This is a genomic window from Bradyrhizobium genosp. P (assembly GCF_049949265.1).
Classification (GTDB): Bacteria; Pseudomonadota; Alphaproteobacteria; order Rhizobiales; family Xanthobacteraceae; genus Bradyrhizobium.
On the sequence record NZ_CP188195.1, the window covers coordinates 9,914,130 to 9,929,546 of the forward strand.

Here is a 15,417-nt window from a genome sequence, read left to right on the forward strand (position 1 = left end):
AGTGGTTGCGGGATGGAGATAGTGGCGGCACCAAGGAAATGGATTGCTTGGCCAGATAACAACGGAGGAAGTCATGAAGAAGTATATCGTCGCCGTCGCGCTCGCCACGCTCGCTGCATCGCCTGCCTTTGCCGGCGGCCACCGCGGTGGTGGCGGCGGACTGATCGGTTCCGTCCTGGCTCCGATCACGACCGCCGTTTCGGCGCTGAACATCACCGCGCTGAACAATGTGAACGTGTTGGGCGGCGGCGTGAACGTGCTGAACGGCAACAAGACCAACGTGTCGGCGATCCTGCCGATCAGCCTCAAGAATACCAGCATCCTCTCTGGTATCCTTGGCGGCGGCAGTTCGCATGGCTGCGGTTGCAACTGAGCGGGAGCGTCGGGAGGGCACTCGGGTGCCCTCCCACCCGGCAGGCCAGCGCCCTCTCTGCATGCTCCTCGCCATTCCACGAATTTGACCGACGTCACACACATCGACGATCGCAGAGGCTACACGCACAGGGCGCGGCCGTGCAGCGAAGTGACAGCCTTTCATTTGCCATGCGCGCGCACGCCCGCGCGCCGCGTTCCGAATCCATTTGGCGTGAATTGTCCTGTCTCGGTGCTGCGACAGCATTTTGATCCGGGAGAATTGGTGTAGGCTTTCAGTCATCCGAGAGAATGGAATGCTCGATATGTCCGCCATCAATTCCGTCCTGCTCGTTATCGACGCGCAGGAATCCTTTCGCCACCGGCCATTCTTTTGCGAAGAAGGCCTCGCGGCCTACATCGAACGCCAACAGATGCTCATCGATGGCGCAAAAGCCAAAGGCATCCCCATCGTGCAAATCTTGCATGTCGCGGACAGCGGCGTCTTCTCCGAAGCTTCGGGTTTCGTCACCACGCTGGCACCATTGCAGCTCGAACCGGACGCGGTGTTTCGAAAGCACCGGCACAGCGCGCTGGTCGGCACCGGCCTCGACGTCTGGCTGACGAGCAATGGGATCCGTCATGTGATTGTGTCGGGTATTCGCACCGAGCAGTGCTGCGAAACGACGACGCGACATGCGTCTGATCTCGGCTACATGGTGAGCTTTGTCAGCGAGGCAACGTTGACCTTCCCGATGACCGATGCGGACGGGCAGGTGTGGAGCACCGACGAAATTCGCCGTCGCACCGAGCTCGTGCTGTCGGAACGGTTCGCCCGCATTGCAACGGTCGCGGAAGCTCTCGCCGATTCCGCGGAGAAAATTGCCGCGTAACGGTCACGGGAAGCCGGCCGACGGAAATCCCGGTCTTCCTCGTCTCGCAGTCGCGCCTGCTGCTACTCGACGGCGTCCGGAGGATATCGGTACGACCGGCACCGATCTGAGCAGATCGCTTCAGCGAAGTTGCGCTTCTCTGACGTTGCGAAAACAAATCGCGCCGCGTTTGACGCACCGGAGTCTCACGGACTCCCGCCGCACCCCGAATTGCCGTAACGGAATGTTTCGATCACTCGCGGGTTATCAGGAAAGCCACGACGTCTCGGGAACGATTGATGACGGACGACCTGCACGAACATCTGATCGAGTTGGTGTATGAGGCCGCCGTCATGCCCGAGCTGTGGCCGAAGGTCCTGCATCGGGTCGGCGGCATCGCGGGTGCGCGGCATTGCTGGCCGGCACCAGCGTGCCGAGGTCATCGGTGCAATGACAGCGGCTCTTGCGGACGCATGAGGGTCGTGCTCAAGCCACGGTCAGCTGGGACCGGAAGAAGCCGATCACGCGGCTGACAGCATCGGCCGCGATCGGATCATTGTCCGCGAAGTCGAAGCCGTGGGCCTTGCCCGGATATCGGACGATCTCGGCCGGCGCGCCAACACTCTTGCCCAGCCTGACGAGCTCTTCGCCCGTTGCAAGCGGCACGTTGCGGTCGGCCTCGCCGTGCAGCTCGATCAGCGGCGGCAGATGCTTGACGCGAGGGGCAAGCTTCTCGGGCATGCCCCCGTACAGCACGGCGAGCGCGGACACGCGCTCGTCGCGGGTCGCGGCAGCCGCGGCAACGTAGCCGCCGAGCGAGAAGCCGAGCAGACCGATGCGGCCGGAACTGTCCGCGCGCGCCAGCACCGCAGTCAGCACCGACGACACCCGTCCGGCCCAGCCATCGAAGCGTTCGGTCTCGTAGGCCTCGCGGCGCTCGCGCGTCTGCATCGTCTCGAACGCACGTTCGTCCGCGGCCGTGTAGTAGCGGACCAGATACGCATCGATGCCTTCGGCGGTCAGGGCGTTGGCATAGCGTTCATAGGCCTGCAGCCTGAGATCGAAACCGCGCGAGCCGTGCAGCAGGAGAACGGCAGGACGCTTGCCGTCGCGCGCCGGAGCGTAGCGGCTCAGCGCGACGCGGCCATCGCCGGCCTCGACATCGAGCTTCTCGGGCGCCGCCGCGGCCAGCGGGCGGGACGACGCAAGCAAGGCAAGGCCGGCAAGCAGATTTCTTCGGCTAAGTATTCGCACTGGCACCTCGATCGAACTGCGCAGCCCGGGACTGCGTTATCTGCCATATCATGCCGCGCGATACGCCCGGTAGAGCGCCCACTCGAACGCCCGATAGGCCGCGAGCGCACGCGCATCCGCAAAGGGCAGGATCTGCATCATGATCACGCCGGCAAGACCGGAGGCCGGATCGATCCAGTAATAGGTATTGTAGAGCCCAGCCCAGGTCAGGCTGCCGGCCTTGCGGCCGCCGGCAACGGGATCAAGGTTGATCATGTGGCCGAGACCCCAGCGCAACCGGACGCCTGGAAAGAAATCGACATTGTTGGAAAGGGCCGGGTTGGTCGTCTTCATCACGCCGGCTTCGAGATCGCCGATCTGGTTATCGGCCATCAGTGCCACCGTCTGCGGCCGCAGAATCGTCTTGCCGGCGTGGCTGCCGCCGTTCAGCAGGGTCTGCAGCAAGGTGAGGTAATCGGGCGCGGTCGAATAGATGCCGCCGCCACCGGAGAACGTCGTTGGCGCGGCATGCTTCTCCTGCGGCTGCGCCAGCAGCGTTCCATCGCTCTGGCGGACATGCAGATGCGCCTCGCGGGCGCGCTGCAGCTCGGTGATCGTGAAGCGGGTATCGTTCATGCCGAGCGGACCGAGGATGTGATCCCCAAAGTAACGGTCGAGCGTCAGCCCGCTTGCGATCTCCACCAGCCGGCCGACCCGGTCGAGACTGCCACCATAGGCCCAGCGGCTGCCGGGATCGAACCTCAGCACGCTGCGCGGCAGCGCCGGATTGGATCGCGCGGCCCGGAAATAGCGCACGACACCGGCGTCCCACAGCGGATAGCTGAAGCCCGACGTGTGCGACAGCAGGTTGCGCAGCGTGATCGGCTTTCGCGCGGGCCGCAGTTGCGGGGCGCCCTTGGCGTCGAAGCCGGTGAGGACCTGCGGAGTGGCCAACGTCGGATCGATATCGGCTGCGGGCTGGTCCAGCTTCAGCCTGCCCTGCTCGACCAGTTGCAGCGCCGCGACCGACGTCAGCAGCTTGACCATCGAGGCGATGCGAAACACGGTGTCGACGGACATTTTCGCGCCCGCACCTTTCGCGCAGACGCCAAATGCGCCCTGATAGATCGTGGCCTGCGCGGTGGCCGCCATGGCCACGATTCCTGGCACTTCGCCGGCATCGACGCGGGCCTGCAGCGCGGCATCAATGTCGCCGCTTTGCCGCAAGCCGCGGAGCGATGCCGGGACCGCAACGGGCGCATTGGCCATCGTGGCCGCGGCGGCCATCGCCGCGGTCTGCAGCACCACATCGCGCCGACTGAACCGCGCCACCATCCGCAGGGCCGCTCCCCCCTAGCCTGGCCGGTTATGCCGGAGCGCGCGGCCCGATACAATCGCGGACCGTCGAAGGATCGCATGTTCAAACCGCGCCGGGTGCGCTACTGATAACTCCCTTCCCATATCCGTGCGCCCATTCGGCGCACATTAATCCAGTCGATGAGTGACCCTGAATGGCCGAAGCCGACCTCGACGCCGTCATCCGGCAGACCGCAAGAACACAGACCAAGGCGCTGATGGCGGCCGCGAAGAAACGCCAGGCCGTATGGGTGGCGCGCGCCGCCAAGGCCAAGGACAAGGATACCAAGGCGCGCTTCCGCTTCATGGCCAAGAGCACCATGCTGAACGCCATCGCGACGGCCAAGCGATTGCAGAATTCGGCCGATAACGCCGCCGACGCCTATGCCCGCGCCATGAAGAAGGCGATGGAGGAGCCGCCGCCGGTGAAGAAGCCCGCGAAAAAGACAGCAGACGCCTGAGAGAGGAAGCGCCATGCTAACCGTCCATCATCTCGGCAAGTCTCAATCGGAGCGGATCGTCTGGCTGTGCGAGGAGCTGGAAATCCCCTACGAGCTGAAGCGCTACGCACGCGATCCCGTCACGATCCTCGCGCCGGCCGACTACAAGGCGCTGCATCCGATCGGCACCGCGCCTGTCATCACCGACGGCGAACTGGTGCTGGCCGAATCCGGCGCGGTGGTCGAGTACATTATCGCCAAATACGGCGACGGACGGCTGGCGCTGCAGCCTGATCATCCCGACTTCGCGTCATTCCTGTACTGGTTTCATTTCGCCAACGGAACGCTGCAGGCCCAGATGGGCCGCAACATGATCCTGAACCGGCTCAATCTTGCGGCCGACAATCCGATGCTGGTCATGTTCCGGGCGCGGCTCGACCGCTCTTTCGATCTGGTCAATGCGCGCGTGCGCGACGCAAACTATCTTGCGGGCGACGAATTCACTTCCGCCGACATCATGATCGGCTTCTCGCTCACAACCATGCGCTACTTCATGCCCTACGACTTCGGCCGTTGCCCCGACATCAGGGATTATCTCGGCCGCATTGCCGCGCGCCCCGCCTACCAGAGCGCGATGGAAAAGGGCGATCCCGGCATGGCGCTGCTGCTGACGTGAGGCCGCGATGCCACGCTACGTCGCCCTGCTGCGTGCGGTGAATGTCGGCGGCACCGGCAAGCTGCCGATGACCGAATTGAAGGCGATGTGCGTCGACGAGGGATTCGGCGAGGTGCAGACCTACATTGCCAGCGGCAATGTAGTGTTCTCCTCGAAGCTCGGTGCGGCGAAGGTCAAGGCGGCGCTGGAGAAGCGGCTGCACGCCTACGCCGGCAAGCCGGTCGGCGTTGTGGTCCGGAGCGCGGACGAGATCGCTGCGGTGCTGAAGGCCAATCCGTTTGCGAAGCGGCCACCGAACTGGACGGTCGCGATCTTCCTCGACGCGCCGCCGCCCAAGGACGCGCTGAAAGAGATCAAGGGCCAGCAGGACGAGCAGGTCCAGCTCGGCAAGCGTGAGATCTATGTCGCCTATGGCAGCGGCATGGGCCGCTCGAAGCTGAAGATTCCCGCCGCCGCCGAGGGCACCGCGCGCAACATCAACACGATCGCCAAGCTCGCGGAGATGGCGGCAGCCAACCCGCCATCCTGAGGAGCGCTCTTGCGCGCGTCTCGAAGGATGCACGGCCACCAGCCGGGCCGTTCATCCTTCGAGGCTCGCTCCGCTCGCGCCTCAGGATGACGGGGAGAGTAGTGCGTCGAGCCTGACAGCTTAGGTCTCCCTCACTGCGAATCCCTCGGCGCCGAGCCTGGCCAGCACCTCTTCCAGATGCGCGCGGTCGCGGGTCTCGACGACGAGTTCCAGCAGCGTCGCCTTCGCCGGCAGGTCGGAGAAGGTGCGCTGGTGCGAGACCTCGATGATGTTGGCGCCGGCCGATGCGAGCAGATTGCAAACCGCGGCGAGTTGACCGGGCCGGTCGACGATGTCGAGCGCGAGCTGAGTCAGGCGCCCCTCGCGCGCGAGTTCGCGGGTCAGGACCGAGGCGATCAGACGCGTATCGATGTTGCCACCGGTCAGCACGAGGCCGACATTGCGGCCGGCGAAGCGTTCCGGCGCGGCCAGCACCGCGGCGAGCCCCGCTGCGCCGGCGCCCTCCACCACCGTCTTCTCGATCGAGATCAGGGTTGCGACCGCACGCTCGATCTGATCCTCGCCGACGAGCATGATGTCGTCAACGAGGTCGCGGACGATTTTTGTGGTGATCTGCCCGGGCGCCTTGACCGCGATGCCTTCGGCGAGTGTATCGCCACGCATCGGCAGCTGCTCGCCTTTGACGGCATTGTACATCGACGGATAGAGCTGTGCCTGCACGCCGATGATGCGCAGCGACGGCTTCAGCGCCTTCGCAGCCGTCGCGATGCCGGAAATCAACCCGCCGCCGCCGATCGGCACCACCAGCATGTCCAGCTCAGGCACCGCCTCGAGCATTTCGAGCCCGATCGTGCCCTGACCGGCAATGATCAAGGGATCGTCATAGGGATGGATCAGGGTCAGGCCGCGCTCGGCCGCATGCGCCCTGACGAAGGTGGCCGCCTCCTCCAGCGTCTGCCCGGTGATGATGACCTCGGCGCCGTGCCGCCGCGTGTTCTCGATCTTCACCATCGGCGTGCCGCTCGGCATCACGATGGTGGCAGGAACGCCGAGCCGTTTCGCATGATAGGCCACGCCCTGGGCGTGATTACCGGCCGACATCGCAATGATGCCGCGCCTGCGCTCCTCGTCCGACAGCGCCTGCAGGCGGTTCAGCGCGCCGCGCTCCTTGAAGGTCGCGGTGAACTGCAGGTTCTCGAACTTCAGGAACAGGCGGCAGCCGCAGATGTCGCCGAGCGTGCGGCTTTCGTTGCACGCCGTGACCATGACCGAGTCGCGGATCACAGCCGCGGCCCGGCGCACATCGGCGAGCGTCACGGCGGCTTGGGCGGTATCGGGAAGGTGCGGCATCGGATGGCTTCGCTTTCGACCGTTTCGGAGGAACGAAGCCTAGAGCATTTTCGGTTCTGATTGAATCAGAACCGAAGCTCCAGATTCTTGTTTTGACGCGTTTTCTTCACGCGAACCGGCGTCCACTTCGCTCGAAAACGCTTTGTCGTGTTTTACCGATGAAAACGACCGTGCTAGCGCGCGATCAGCGCCTCTTCCTCTGTCTTCACCGGCTCGGCCCGCTCGATCTCATCACATTTCGGGCATACCAGCGCGGTGCGGAAATGCCTGTCGAGCACAATAGTTCGCGTTCTGCCGCACTGGCAGCGCATCGGCTTGTCCATGGGAAGATCGGCCCAGGTTCGAAATGGGGTAAGCGTGCGCTTAGCTACCCCGGCCCGGTTAACCTAATATGACTTGCAGCCGAAAAACGCCGCGCGATTAAAAGAAAGCCCAGCTGAGATCGAGACCATAGGTTGCCCTGAGCAGCGCAACGACCACGACGGCAAGCGCGAGCAACAGGAGATGCCGGACGACATTGATTTGAAGCGAATTGGCAGGAAACGCGCGTGCAATCGATTGAGTCAAGGCAGTCATTTGTGACCTCCGAAGCAATACCCTTGGATTAGGTCGCGCCTGACGCTGCGAGGTTCAGCGCTGCTCGAAGAGCGGCCGGCGGCGGCCGGGTTCCCTGCGCCCGCGTTGCGGCCGCGCGCGATTCCTGAAGCGGTGACCGACCACGATCAGCGCGCCCGGCGCGGGTGTGATAGTCTCCGGTGGCGGCTCGGGCGGCAGATTGTCCTGTGTAATGGCTTCGAGCGAGTACAGGAACGCGCGTCCGGCCGCTGTGATCTCCCACCCCTCGGCGTCACGCAACACGTAGCCGTTGCCAAAGATGTCGATACCGGGAACCCGCGACGCCAGGCGCTTGATCCGCGCCTGCCAGTCCGCACCGCTCGATGAGAGAATTGCGAGATCGTTCTTGAGGGAATCGAGCGTGGCCCGACCGCTGCCGTGACTGGCCAGAACTTTTAGAATCGCAACCTGTATGCTCAACTCGCCGCCTCGACCGCCACGGTTCTTTTTATTCTGCGCAGTCGATTCGGAAATTATCGCGCTGATGACTCCGCCGTCCAGTCACGAGCGGCAGTTATCCAGTGTGCGCGGAGGTATGCGCTTACGCAGTCGTGGCGGTCGTTGCGCTATAGATTAGGTACCGCCTCCGGTGCGACCGCCGTCAGCCCGCCGAAGCGGCGCTCGCGGCGATGGAAGGAGGACAGCGCATCGGCGAGATCGTCGGCTTCGAATTCGGGCCACATCCGCTCGGTGAAATGCAGCTCGGCGTAGGCGCCTTCCCAGAGCAGGAAGTCCGACAGCCGCTTCTCGCCCGAGGTGCGAATGATGAGATCGACGTCGCGCAATCCGGTTTCGCCGGTGATGAGGTCGGCAAAGACCTCGCGACTGAGCGGACCGGTGCTCGCCGCCTGCACGGCCGCGTTCAGGATCGCATCGCGCGCCGAATAGTCGATCGCGATGCGCAGATGAAGCGTCGTGCCATCAGCGGTCGCGGCTTCGGCGCGCGTGATGGCGTTGGCGATGCCATCAGGCAAGCGGTCGCGACGGCCGATCACGGTGAGACGGACACCGTTGCGCACCAGCGCGTCGATCTCGCTGGCGAGATAGAACCGCAACAGCGTCATCAACGCGGTGACCTCGGCCCGCGGACGCCGCCAATTATCACTGGAGAAGGCGTAAAGCGTCAGCGTGCCGACGCCGTGGTCCGGTGCCGCCTCGACCACGCGTCGGATCGCCTCGACTCCGGCCTCGTGTCCGCGCAGCCGCGACAGGCCGCGCCGCGTCGCCCAGCGGCCATTGCCATCCATGATGATGCCGACATGCAGCAGTGCGGCGTCGTGGTCGGGCGAAAGCTTACTTTGCATCACAAAGTCTCCAGTCAAAAAAATGCGTGGGGGTCAGGCCGGCTGGATGCCGAGCCGCGTGGTCGTGCCTGCGCCCTTGCCGGCGGCCTGCGCGGCATCGCGCACCAGCTGTTCGAGCACGGCGAGATAGTCGAGGAAGCGGCGACGGCCGGATTTTGTCAGCCGGCAGGTGGTGTGCGGGCGATTGCCTTCATAGCCCTTGATGACGTCGACAAGGCCCGCCTCCTGCAGCACCTGCAAGTGCCGGCTGAGATTGCCGTCGGTCAGGCCGCAGAGTTGCTTGAGATCGGCGAACGCAAGGCCCTTCGGATGGGCCATCAGCGACGTCAGCAGTCCGAGCCGCGCCTTCTCGTGGATGACACGGTCGAGGCCGTCATAGGCGAATGGCGCACTAGGCACGTCAGTCTTCGGCATCATTGTCTCCGGAAGCGAAATAAAGCAGCGCGGCGAGCAGGAGCTGGCCGATCACGAACGGCAGCCCCATGGTCCAGGGTGACAGCGCGTGAGTCTGGCTTGCGATCAACAGCACTGTGAAGCCGGACAGGAAATACCAGGCACCGCCAAACGCGATCGTGCGCGGCAGCAGGCGGACCGACGCAAACACACCGAGGCTGACCAGCACCTGCCACAGGCCCGGCAACATCCACAGCGTCTCGGCCGCAAATTTCCATTGCAGGATCGCGAGCAGCACGCCGGCAATCGCCGCAGGCAGAAACTGCTCGATCGCCTGGTGCACCATCGCGTCGGCGAGGCCGGAATGATGCCGCCGCGAGCGCGCCTGCATCTCGATCCATATCAGCACGGCAGACAGCAACGCCGCGGCCGCCCAGCCGGTGAGGAATGCAATCGGATGCGAGGTGGGATCGTCGAGCCAGGACTGCTGCGCGAGCACGGTAACGAGCGCGATGCCGCTGGTGGCGGCGACGGTGGCCGGGCCATAGCCGCGGAACGCGGTTCCCGCCGCAATCTGGCTGCGGATCGCAAGGATATCAGCCAACGCCTTGTCGAGGTCTCGCATCTTTTCGCCCGAACTTTGTATTACAAAGTATACGGATTCACCAAGTACAAGGCAAGCGGCGGCGCACCGCGTGCCCATCAAGATGTTTAACGGTCGTTTACTGCAAGAAAACTGCAAGAAAACTGCGAGAATACTGCAAGAATGCGGCGTGCAAACCGCCGTCGTGCCGCGGCGTTCGTCAGCCGTGGTAACAAGATGCCTGAACCGGTGCCGGCTGGTATTGATCACGCAGCCGCACCCAATCCATCGGGTAGGGCAGCCCCTCTTCGTGACGCCCGAGCGGCGTCAGGTCGAGATAATGGTAGGCGGCGTTCATCATGTCGAGACCGCGCGAATAGGCGGAATAAGTGTGGAAGATTGTTCCATCGCCATCGCGATAGAACACGCTGATTCCGGGCGCCTCTTCGCTGCCGAACGGCGTGGTGCCGTAATTGTAGAGCGTGGCGCCGGACTTGAGCTGCTCCGGCGTGAAGGTGACGACGTAGTCGTAGTTGAATTCGTTATTTCCCGACGAGACCCAGTCGAAGGTCCAGCCCATCCGACGCCTGAAGGCTTCGAGCTTTGGCAGCGGTGCGCGCGAGATCGCGACCACCGAGGTGTCGCGCGCGGCCAGGTGCGGCACCATGCGCTCGAGACCGTCGGCCCAGAACGAGCAGCTCTTGCAGGCCGCGTCCCAGTCCGGCGCGAACATGACGTGCTGCACCACGAGCTGCGGCCGGCCCTTGAAGAGATCGCCGAGCGTGACCGCGCCGCTCGGTCCGTCGAAGGCGTAGTCCTTGTCGACCTTGACCCAGGGAAGCGCGCGGCGCTCCCGGCTCAGTTCCTCGCGGGCCTGAGTGAGCTGTTTCTCGCGGGCCATGAGATCCTTGCGGGCCGCAACCCACGCTTCGCGCGAGACGATCTTGTGCTGTTGCATGGCATGCTCCTCTTGTTGCCGGTCAGGCGACGAAGTTTTCCAAATTGGTCAGGAACTCGCTCCAGCCGCGCTCGTGGTTGTCGCGGGCGGTCTCGTCGACGAATTGGGCGTGATGAAAGATGAGCAACGTGCCGCCGGCATCCGGCTTGATCGAGATCGTCACCAGCGACTCCCGCTCCGGCGTCGAATGCCAGGCCCAGCTGAACACCAGCCGTTCATTCGGCACCACCTCGCGATAGATGCCGCCGACCTCGTGATAGTCGCCGCCGGCGCTGTTGAAGCTGATGCGATAACGCCCGCCGATGCGAACATCGAGTTCGGCACGCGCGGTGCCGGGCGCTGCCGCCGGCCCGAACCACTGCACTAGGTTTTTCGGATCGGTCCACGCGGCGTAGACTTTTTCCGGCTGCGCGCGGAGACGTCGCGTGAGGGTGAGGCTGGGGCGCGCGGCGAGGCCGGCATCGGTTGCGACGGCGGATTTGTTGGCCGATTTGTTGACCATGGGTCGTCCTCCACAAAGGCGGCAAGGCGGTCGAGGTTGGCGGACCAGAATTGCGCATAGTGATTGAGCCAGTTCATCGCCTGCTCCATCGGCCGGGCGGTGAGCCGGCACGCCACCGTGCGGCCAGTCTTTTCGCGCGCGATCAGGCCGGCATCCGAGAGCACGTCGAGATGCTTCATGATTGCGGGCAACGAGATCGCAAACGGCTGGGCCAGTTCGCTCACCGACAGGCTTTCCTGCTCACCGAGCCGGGCCAAGAGGGCGCGGCGGGTCGGGTCGGAAAGCGCCGCGAAGGTGCGGTCCAGCGCTTCGTTCTGATACTTAACCATGAGGTTTAGTATAGACGCAAACCGTGTGTCGTCAAGGCAGCGACTTCACGATCGCGTCAATGCCATGGGATCAAAGCCATGCGATCAAAGCCATACGATCAGAGAGCATCCGGAAGCTCACGCGAATGCTGGCCGTCCAGCATCCGTACGCCCCATTCACCCAATCGCGATCACGCACCTAGTGCCGGTGGATGTGCCGGTGCCGCCGCCGTGGCTGCGGCTGGGCCTGGGCTCGGGCCTGCTCACGAAACAGGAAGCGCGGGTTTTCCCCGCAAGAGAGATACCGGCCGGACACGCTTGCGGGGCATTGTTCATAGGTCTGATACATGCACTCACCGGGATAGCCGAAACTTGGCCCCCTGCGCGCACCATGGGTAATCATAAGGATCGGCCAGAGTGGGAGTGACGCCTGCAAAACTGGTGAGCGTTGCTGCTCCCAAGGCCAGCACGATCAATCGCGATAGACGTATCATCGAGTCTTCCCCTCTCGCGGCGCCGCAAGAGATAGCGTGGCACACGAGGTAATGTTTCCATTGTGCGATTTTATTCGGCTGCCGGCGAATTCGAGCGATGCTGTATCATCCCGCAGCGTCGCGATCAGACGCCGGGACGCAGCCTATTCGACCTTGAGCCCGGCGAATTCGACCACCTTCTTCCACTTATCGGTCTCGGCCTTGATGTCGTTGCCGAACGCCTCGGGCGCCTGAATCAAGGAATCGCCGCCAAGCTCGACCAGCCGCTTCCGCATCGCGGGTTCGGCTAGTACCGCGTTGACCTCGGTGTTGAGCCTGGTGATGAGTTCCTTCGGCGTGTTCTTCGGCGCCCCCATGCCGAACAGCGCGCTCGCCTCATAGCCCTTCACGGTCTCGCCAATCGCCGGCACTTCGGGCAGTTGCGAGGAACGCTCCGCGGTCGTCACCCCGAGCGCGCGCAGCGAACCGGAGCGGATATGCTCGATGATCGACGGCATGTTGTCGAAGATCACCTGCACCTGGCCGCCGAGCATATCGGTGATCGCGGGCGCCGCACCGCGATACGGCACGTGCTGCATCTTGCAGCCGGTCATCGACATGAACATCTCGCCGGAGAGATGCACCGAAGTGCCGTTGCCGGAGGACGCCATGTTCACCTTGCCGGGATTGGCCTTCACATAGTCGATGAACTCGGCGACGGTCTTGGCCGGTACGTCCTTGCTGACCGTCATGACGTTTGGCACGCGGTTGAAGGACGCGACCGGCGCGACGTCGCGCACGAAACTGAACTTCAGATTGGTGTAGAGCGTGGCGTTGATGTAGTTCGCCGGATTGACCAGCAGCACGGTGTAACCGTCGGGCTCGGCGTTGATCGCAGCTTCGGTGCCGATATTGTTGCCGGCGCCCGGCTTGTTCTCGATGACAAATTGCTGCCCGATCCTCTCCGACAGCCGCTGCCCGATCAGGCGCGCGATGATGTCGGTGGCGCCGCCCGGCGGATAGCCGACGATCCAGCGCACCGGCCGCGCCGGGTAATCGGCTGCGGACGCGCGGCCGATCACGAATGTCGAAATTCCCGACCCGATCAGGCTCAGCGCAGTGCGGCGTGAAATCATGAAGTTTGCCCCCGATGCGGCAGGTTTGCCCCCTGCCCGTTGCTGTTGAATTGCGTGCGCCGCCGTTTTAACAAACAAAGCCGGAAGCGGCCAGTGCGACACAAGCGCAGGCGACCGCGACGAAAGGCTAAGCTTCGGCTCCGATTGCATCAGAACCAAAGCTTTGAGTTCTTGTTTTGACGCGTTTTCCACTTCGCTCGAAAACGCTCCAGACCGAAAGGATCGATCATGACAGTCAAGGTGAACGCACTCGACCATCTCGTGATCAATGTCGCCGACGTCGCGCGCTCGGTGGCATGGTACGGCAAGATCCTCGGCATGGAGGTGAAAGTGTTCGATCCGGGCGCAGGCAAGACGCCGCGGACTTCGCTGATGTTCGGCAACCAGAAGATCAATGTGCGGCCGCGGGATGCCGACAAGGTCGAGTGGTTCACCGCGGATCACGAGACAGCCGGCAGCGACGACCTCTGCTTCCTGACCTCGAGCACGCCCGAGGAGGTGGTCGCGCATCTCAGGGCCAACGGCGTCAAGATCGAGGAAGGTCCGGTCGCCAGGCAGGGCGCCCGCGGCACGCTGCGCTCGGTCTATTGCCGTGATCCGGACGGGAGTTTGATCGAGATTTCGTCGTATGCGGAGTGACCGCTGACGATTTGCCCACCGCGCAATCCGATGGCACAAGGTCTCCCGACAACAAGCAAGCAGCCCTGAAGCTGTACGGGAGGACATATGACCAATTCGAAGGCAGCGCCAGGCAGCGTCGGACCGTTTGCAGGGCTCGACGTGCCCTGGCTGCTCCGGATGCGCGCCGAGGTGCGCCGCGATCATCCGTTCCTGATCTGGGCACCGTTCGATGCGCCGGCGCGGCGCTGGACCTACGGCGAATTCCATGAGCGGGTCGGCGCGCTGGCGGCCGGACTTGCCAAGCGCGGCATCCGGCAGGGCGACTATGTCCTGATCCACCTCGACAATTGCATCGAGGCTCTCCTGTCGTGGTTCGCCTGCGTCGAGCTCGGCGCCATCGCCGTCACCACCAACACCCGCTCGGCGGCCGCCGAGATCGAGTATTTTGCGGGACATTGCGGCGCAGTCGCCGCGATCACCCAGCCGGCCTATGCCGAACTGATCGCGACCAGCTGCAAGGATCTGCGCTGGGTGGCTGTGACCTCGCATGACGCGGGGCAAGCGCCCGCGCAGCCGCCATCGCGCGGCGACAATTTTGAATCGTTGTTTGCGGATAGCGTCGACCGGCCACGTCGCCCGACCGATCCGCTCGCACCCTGCAGCGTGCAATACACCTCCGGCACGACGTCGCGGCCGAAGGCGGTGCTGTGGACGCATGCGAACGCCTTGTGGGGCGCCAAGATCAATGCCGCGCATCAGGACCTGCACGCAACAGACGTGTACCAGGCTTACCTGCCGCTGTTCCACACCAACGCGCTGGCCTATTCGATGCTCGCAACGCTGTGGGTCGGCGGCTCCTGTGTGATCCAGCCGCGCTTCTCCGCAAGCCGCTTCTGGCCGGCGGCGCTGGAGCATGGCTGCACCTGGACCTCGACGATCCCGTTCTGCATGAAGGCGCTGCTCGAGCAGGAGGTCCCCAAGGACCACAAGTTCCGGCTCTGGGGCACCGCGGTGAATGACCCGCCGGCGTTTGCGGTGTTCGGCGTCAAGATCATCGGCTGGTGGGGCATGACCGAGACCATTACCCACGGCATCATCGGCGAGGTCGACCAGCCCAACCCGCCGATGTCGATCGGCCGCGCCGCGCCGGAGTACGAGATCCGCGTCACCGGCGAAGACGGCGCGCCGACCGGCATCGGCGAGACCGGCAATCTCGTGATCAAGGGCATTCCGGGCCTGTCGCTGTTCGCCGAATATTTGCACAACGAGAAGGCCACCCGCGAAAGCTTCGACGAGCACGGCTATTTCATCACCGGCGACCGCGTCACACTGCTCGACTGCGGCTACATCAAGTTCGGCGACCGCGCCAAGGACATGCTGAAGGTCGGCGGCGAGAATGTCGCGGCGTCCGAGATCGAGCAAGTGATCGCGATGGTGTCAGGCGTGCGCGAGGCCGCGGTGGTGGCAAAGAAGCACCCGATGCTGGACGAGGTGCCGGTGGTCTTCATCATCCCGCACGCCGGCGTGGCGGCATTGCCGGCCGACCTGCACGACAACGTGATGATCGCCTGCCGCTCCGCGCTCGCCGACTTCAAATTGCCCAGAGAAATCCGCTTCGTCGACGAGATGCCGCGCTCGACCCTGGAGAAGGTGGCGAAGGCGGAGCTGCGCAAGATGCTGGAGTAAATTCTGTCCTCGTCATTGCGAGGAGCGAAGC

The 15,417-nt window shown here is 64.0% G+C and carries 21 protein-coding genes; 7 read left to right on the forward strand and 14 right to left on the reverse strand.

Going from position 1 to position 15,417, the window contains the following annotated elements; translation table 11 throughout:
* The first annotated feature begins 73 nt into the window (after positions 1-73).
* A complete protein-coding gene (locus ACP2YO_RS47625) occupies positions 74-373 on the forward strand; it encodes a hypothetical protein (RefSeq protein WP_426438032.1) in 300 nt (99 codons plus the stop codon).
* 304 nt (positions 374-677) lie between these two features.
* Complete coding sequence (locus ACP2YO_RS47630) at positions 678-1,244, forward strand: isochorismatase family protein (RefSeq protein ID WP_426438033.1); 567 nt, start codon at positions 678-680, stop codon at positions 1,242-1,244.
* Positions 1,245-1,709: 465 nt separating this feature from the next.
* Here the strand turns inward: ACP2YO_RS47630 and ACP2YO_RS47635 are convergent, their stop codons facing one another.
* Both ACP2YO_RS47635 and ACP2YO_RS47640 read right to left on the reverse strand, forming a co-directional pair.
* Positions 1,710-2,477, reverse strand: a complete 768-nt coding sequence (locus ACP2YO_RS47635) for a dienelactone hydrolase family protein (protein ID WP_426438034.1) — start codon at positions 2,475-2,477, stop codon at positions 1,710-1,712.
* A 48-nt stretch (positions 2,478-2,525) separates the two neighbouring features.
* Positions 2,526-3,791, reverse strand: coding sequence for a serine hydrolase domain-containing protein (locus ACP2YO_RS47640; RefSeq protein WP_426438035.1), 1,266 nt, complete (start codon positions 3,789-3,791; stop codon positions 2,526-2,528).
* A gap of 176 nt (positions 3,792-3,967) precedes the next feature.
* Here ACP2YO_RS47640 and ACP2YO_RS47645 point away from each other — a divergent pair, with 176 nt between their 5' ends.
* The 3 genes from ACP2YO_RS47645 to ACP2YO_RS47655 are packed head-to-tail and all read left to right on the forward strand — an operon-like array spanning position 3,968 to position 5,457.
* Entirely contained in the window at positions 3,968-4,273 is a 306-nt protein-coding gene (locus ACP2YO_RS47645) for a hypothetical protein (protein WP_426438036.1), read from the forward strand.
* 13 nt (positions 4,274-4,286) lie between these two features.
* Positions 4,287-4,928, forward strand: coding sequence for a glutathione S-transferase family protein (locus tag ACP2YO_RS47650; RefSeq protein ID WP_426438037.1), 642 nt, complete (start codon positions 4,287-4,289; stop codon positions 4,926-4,928).
* Between the two features lie 7 nt (positions 4,929-4,935).
* Entirely contained in the window at positions 4,936-5,457 is a 522-nt protein-coding gene (locus ACP2YO_RS47655; RefSeq protein ID WP_426438038.1) for a DUF1697 domain-containing protein, read from the forward strand.
* Between the two features lie 120 nt (positions 5,458-5,577).
* Here ACP2YO_RS47655 and ACP2YO_RS47660 read toward each other — a convergent pair whose 3' ends face one another.
* The 12 genes from ACP2YO_RS47660 to ACP2YO_RS47715 form a co-directional block, all read right to left on the reverse strand.
* On the reverse strand, positions 5,578-6,807 hold the full coding sequence (locus ACP2YO_RS47660; protein WP_426438039.1) for a threonine ammonia-lyase: 1,230 nt from the start codon (positions 6,805-6,807) through the stop codon (positions 5,578-5,580).
* A gap of 173 nt (positions 6,808-6,980) precedes the next feature.
* Entirely contained in the window at positions 6,981-7,130 is a 150-nt protein-coding gene (locus ACP2YO_RS47665; RefSeq protein ID WP_426438040.1) for a hypothetical protein, read from the reverse strand.
* A 97-nt stretch (positions 7,131-7,227) separates the two neighbouring features.
* Positions 7,228-7,383, reverse strand: coding sequence for a response regulator (locus ACP2YO_RS47670; protein ID WP_426438041.1), 156 nt, complete (start codon positions 7,381-7,383; stop codon positions 7,228-7,230).
* 54 nt (positions 7,384-7,437) lie between these two features.
* A complete protein-coding gene (locus tag ACP2YO_RS47675) occupies positions 7,438-7,842 on the reverse strand; it encodes an aminoacyl-tRNA deacylase (RefSeq protein WP_426438042.1) in 405 nt (134 codons plus the stop codon).
* Positions 7,843-7,988: 146 nt separating this feature from the next.
* The gene (locus tag ACP2YO_RS47680) at positions 7,989-8,726 is read right to left on the reverse strand and encodes a di-trans,poly-cis-decaprenylcistransferase (RefSeq protein WP_426438043.1); all 738 of its coding nucleotides are present in this window, start codon (positions 8,724-8,726) and stop codon (positions 7,989-7,991) included.
* A 33-nt stretch (positions 8,727-8,759) separates the two neighbouring features.
* Positions 8,760-9,140 (reverse strand): transcriptional regulator, encoded by a 381-nt coding sequence (locus tag ACP2YO_RS47685; protein ID WP_426438044.1) that lies wholly within the window; start codon positions 9,138-9,140, stop codon positions 8,760-8,762.
* The gene (locus ACP2YO_RS47690; protein ID WP_426438045.1) at positions 9,127-9,744 is read right to left on the reverse strand and encodes a hypothetical protein; all 618 of its coding nucleotides are present in this window, start codon (positions 9,742-9,744) and stop codon (positions 9,127-9,129) included. Before ACP2YO_RS47690 ends, ACP2YO_RS47685 begins: the two co-directional genes overlap by 14 nt.
* A 178-nt stretch (positions 9,745-9,922) precedes the next feature.
* Positions 9,923-10,660 (reverse strand): DUF899 domain-containing protein, encoded by a 738-nt coding sequence (locus tag ACP2YO_RS47695; RefSeq protein ID WP_426438046.1) that lies wholly within the window; start codon positions 10,658-10,660, stop codon positions 9,923-9,925.
* Between the two features lie 22 nt (positions 10,661-10,682).
* Positions 10,683-11,024, reverse strand: coding sequence for an SRPBCC family protein (locus tag ACP2YO_RS47700; RefSeq protein WP_426438047.1), 342 nt, complete (start codon positions 11,022-11,024; stop codon positions 10,683-10,685).
* The gene (locus tag ACP2YO_RS47705) at positions 11,024-11,491 is read right to left on the reverse strand and encodes an ArsR/SmtB family transcription factor (RefSeq protein WP_426438048.1); all 468 of its coding nucleotides are present in this window, start codon (positions 11,489-11,491) and stop codon (positions 11,024-11,026) included. Before ACP2YO_RS47705 ends, ACP2YO_RS47700 begins: the two co-directional genes overlap by 1 nt.
* Before the next feature lie 178 nt (positions 11,492-11,669).
* Positions 11,670-11,873 (reverse strand): DUF3551 domain-containing protein, encoded by a 204-nt coding sequence (locus tag ACP2YO_RS47710; RefSeq protein ID WP_426438049.1) that lies wholly within the window; start codon positions 11,871-11,873, stop codon positions 11,670-11,672.
* Positions 11,874-12,107: 234 nt separating this feature from the next.
* Positions 12,108-13,079: a Bug family tripartite tricarboxylate transporter substrate binding protein gene (locus tag ACP2YO_RS47715; RefSeq protein ID WP_426438050.1), complete on the reverse strand. Its 972-nt coding sequence runs from the start codon at positions 13,077-13,079 to the stop codon at positions 12,108-12,110.
* 228 nt (positions 13,080-13,307) lie between these two features.
* On the opposite strand from ACP2YO_RS47715, the gene ACP2YO_RS47720 reads away from it, so the two are divergent.
* Together ACP2YO_RS47720 and ACP2YO_RS47725 are read left to right on the forward strand one after the other, a co-directional pair.
* Positions 13,308-13,718, forward strand: coding sequence for a VOC family protein (locus tag ACP2YO_RS47720; protein ID WP_426438051.1), 411 nt, complete (start codon positions 13,308-13,310; stop codon positions 13,716-13,718).
* An 87-nt stretch (positions 13,719-13,805) separates the two neighbouring features.
* Complete coding sequence (locus ACP2YO_RS47725; protein WP_426438052.1) at positions 13,806-15,386, forward strand: AMP-binding protein; 1,581 nt, start codon at positions 13,806-13,808, stop codon at positions 15,384-15,386.
* Positions 15,387-15,417 lie beyond the last annotated feature (31 nt).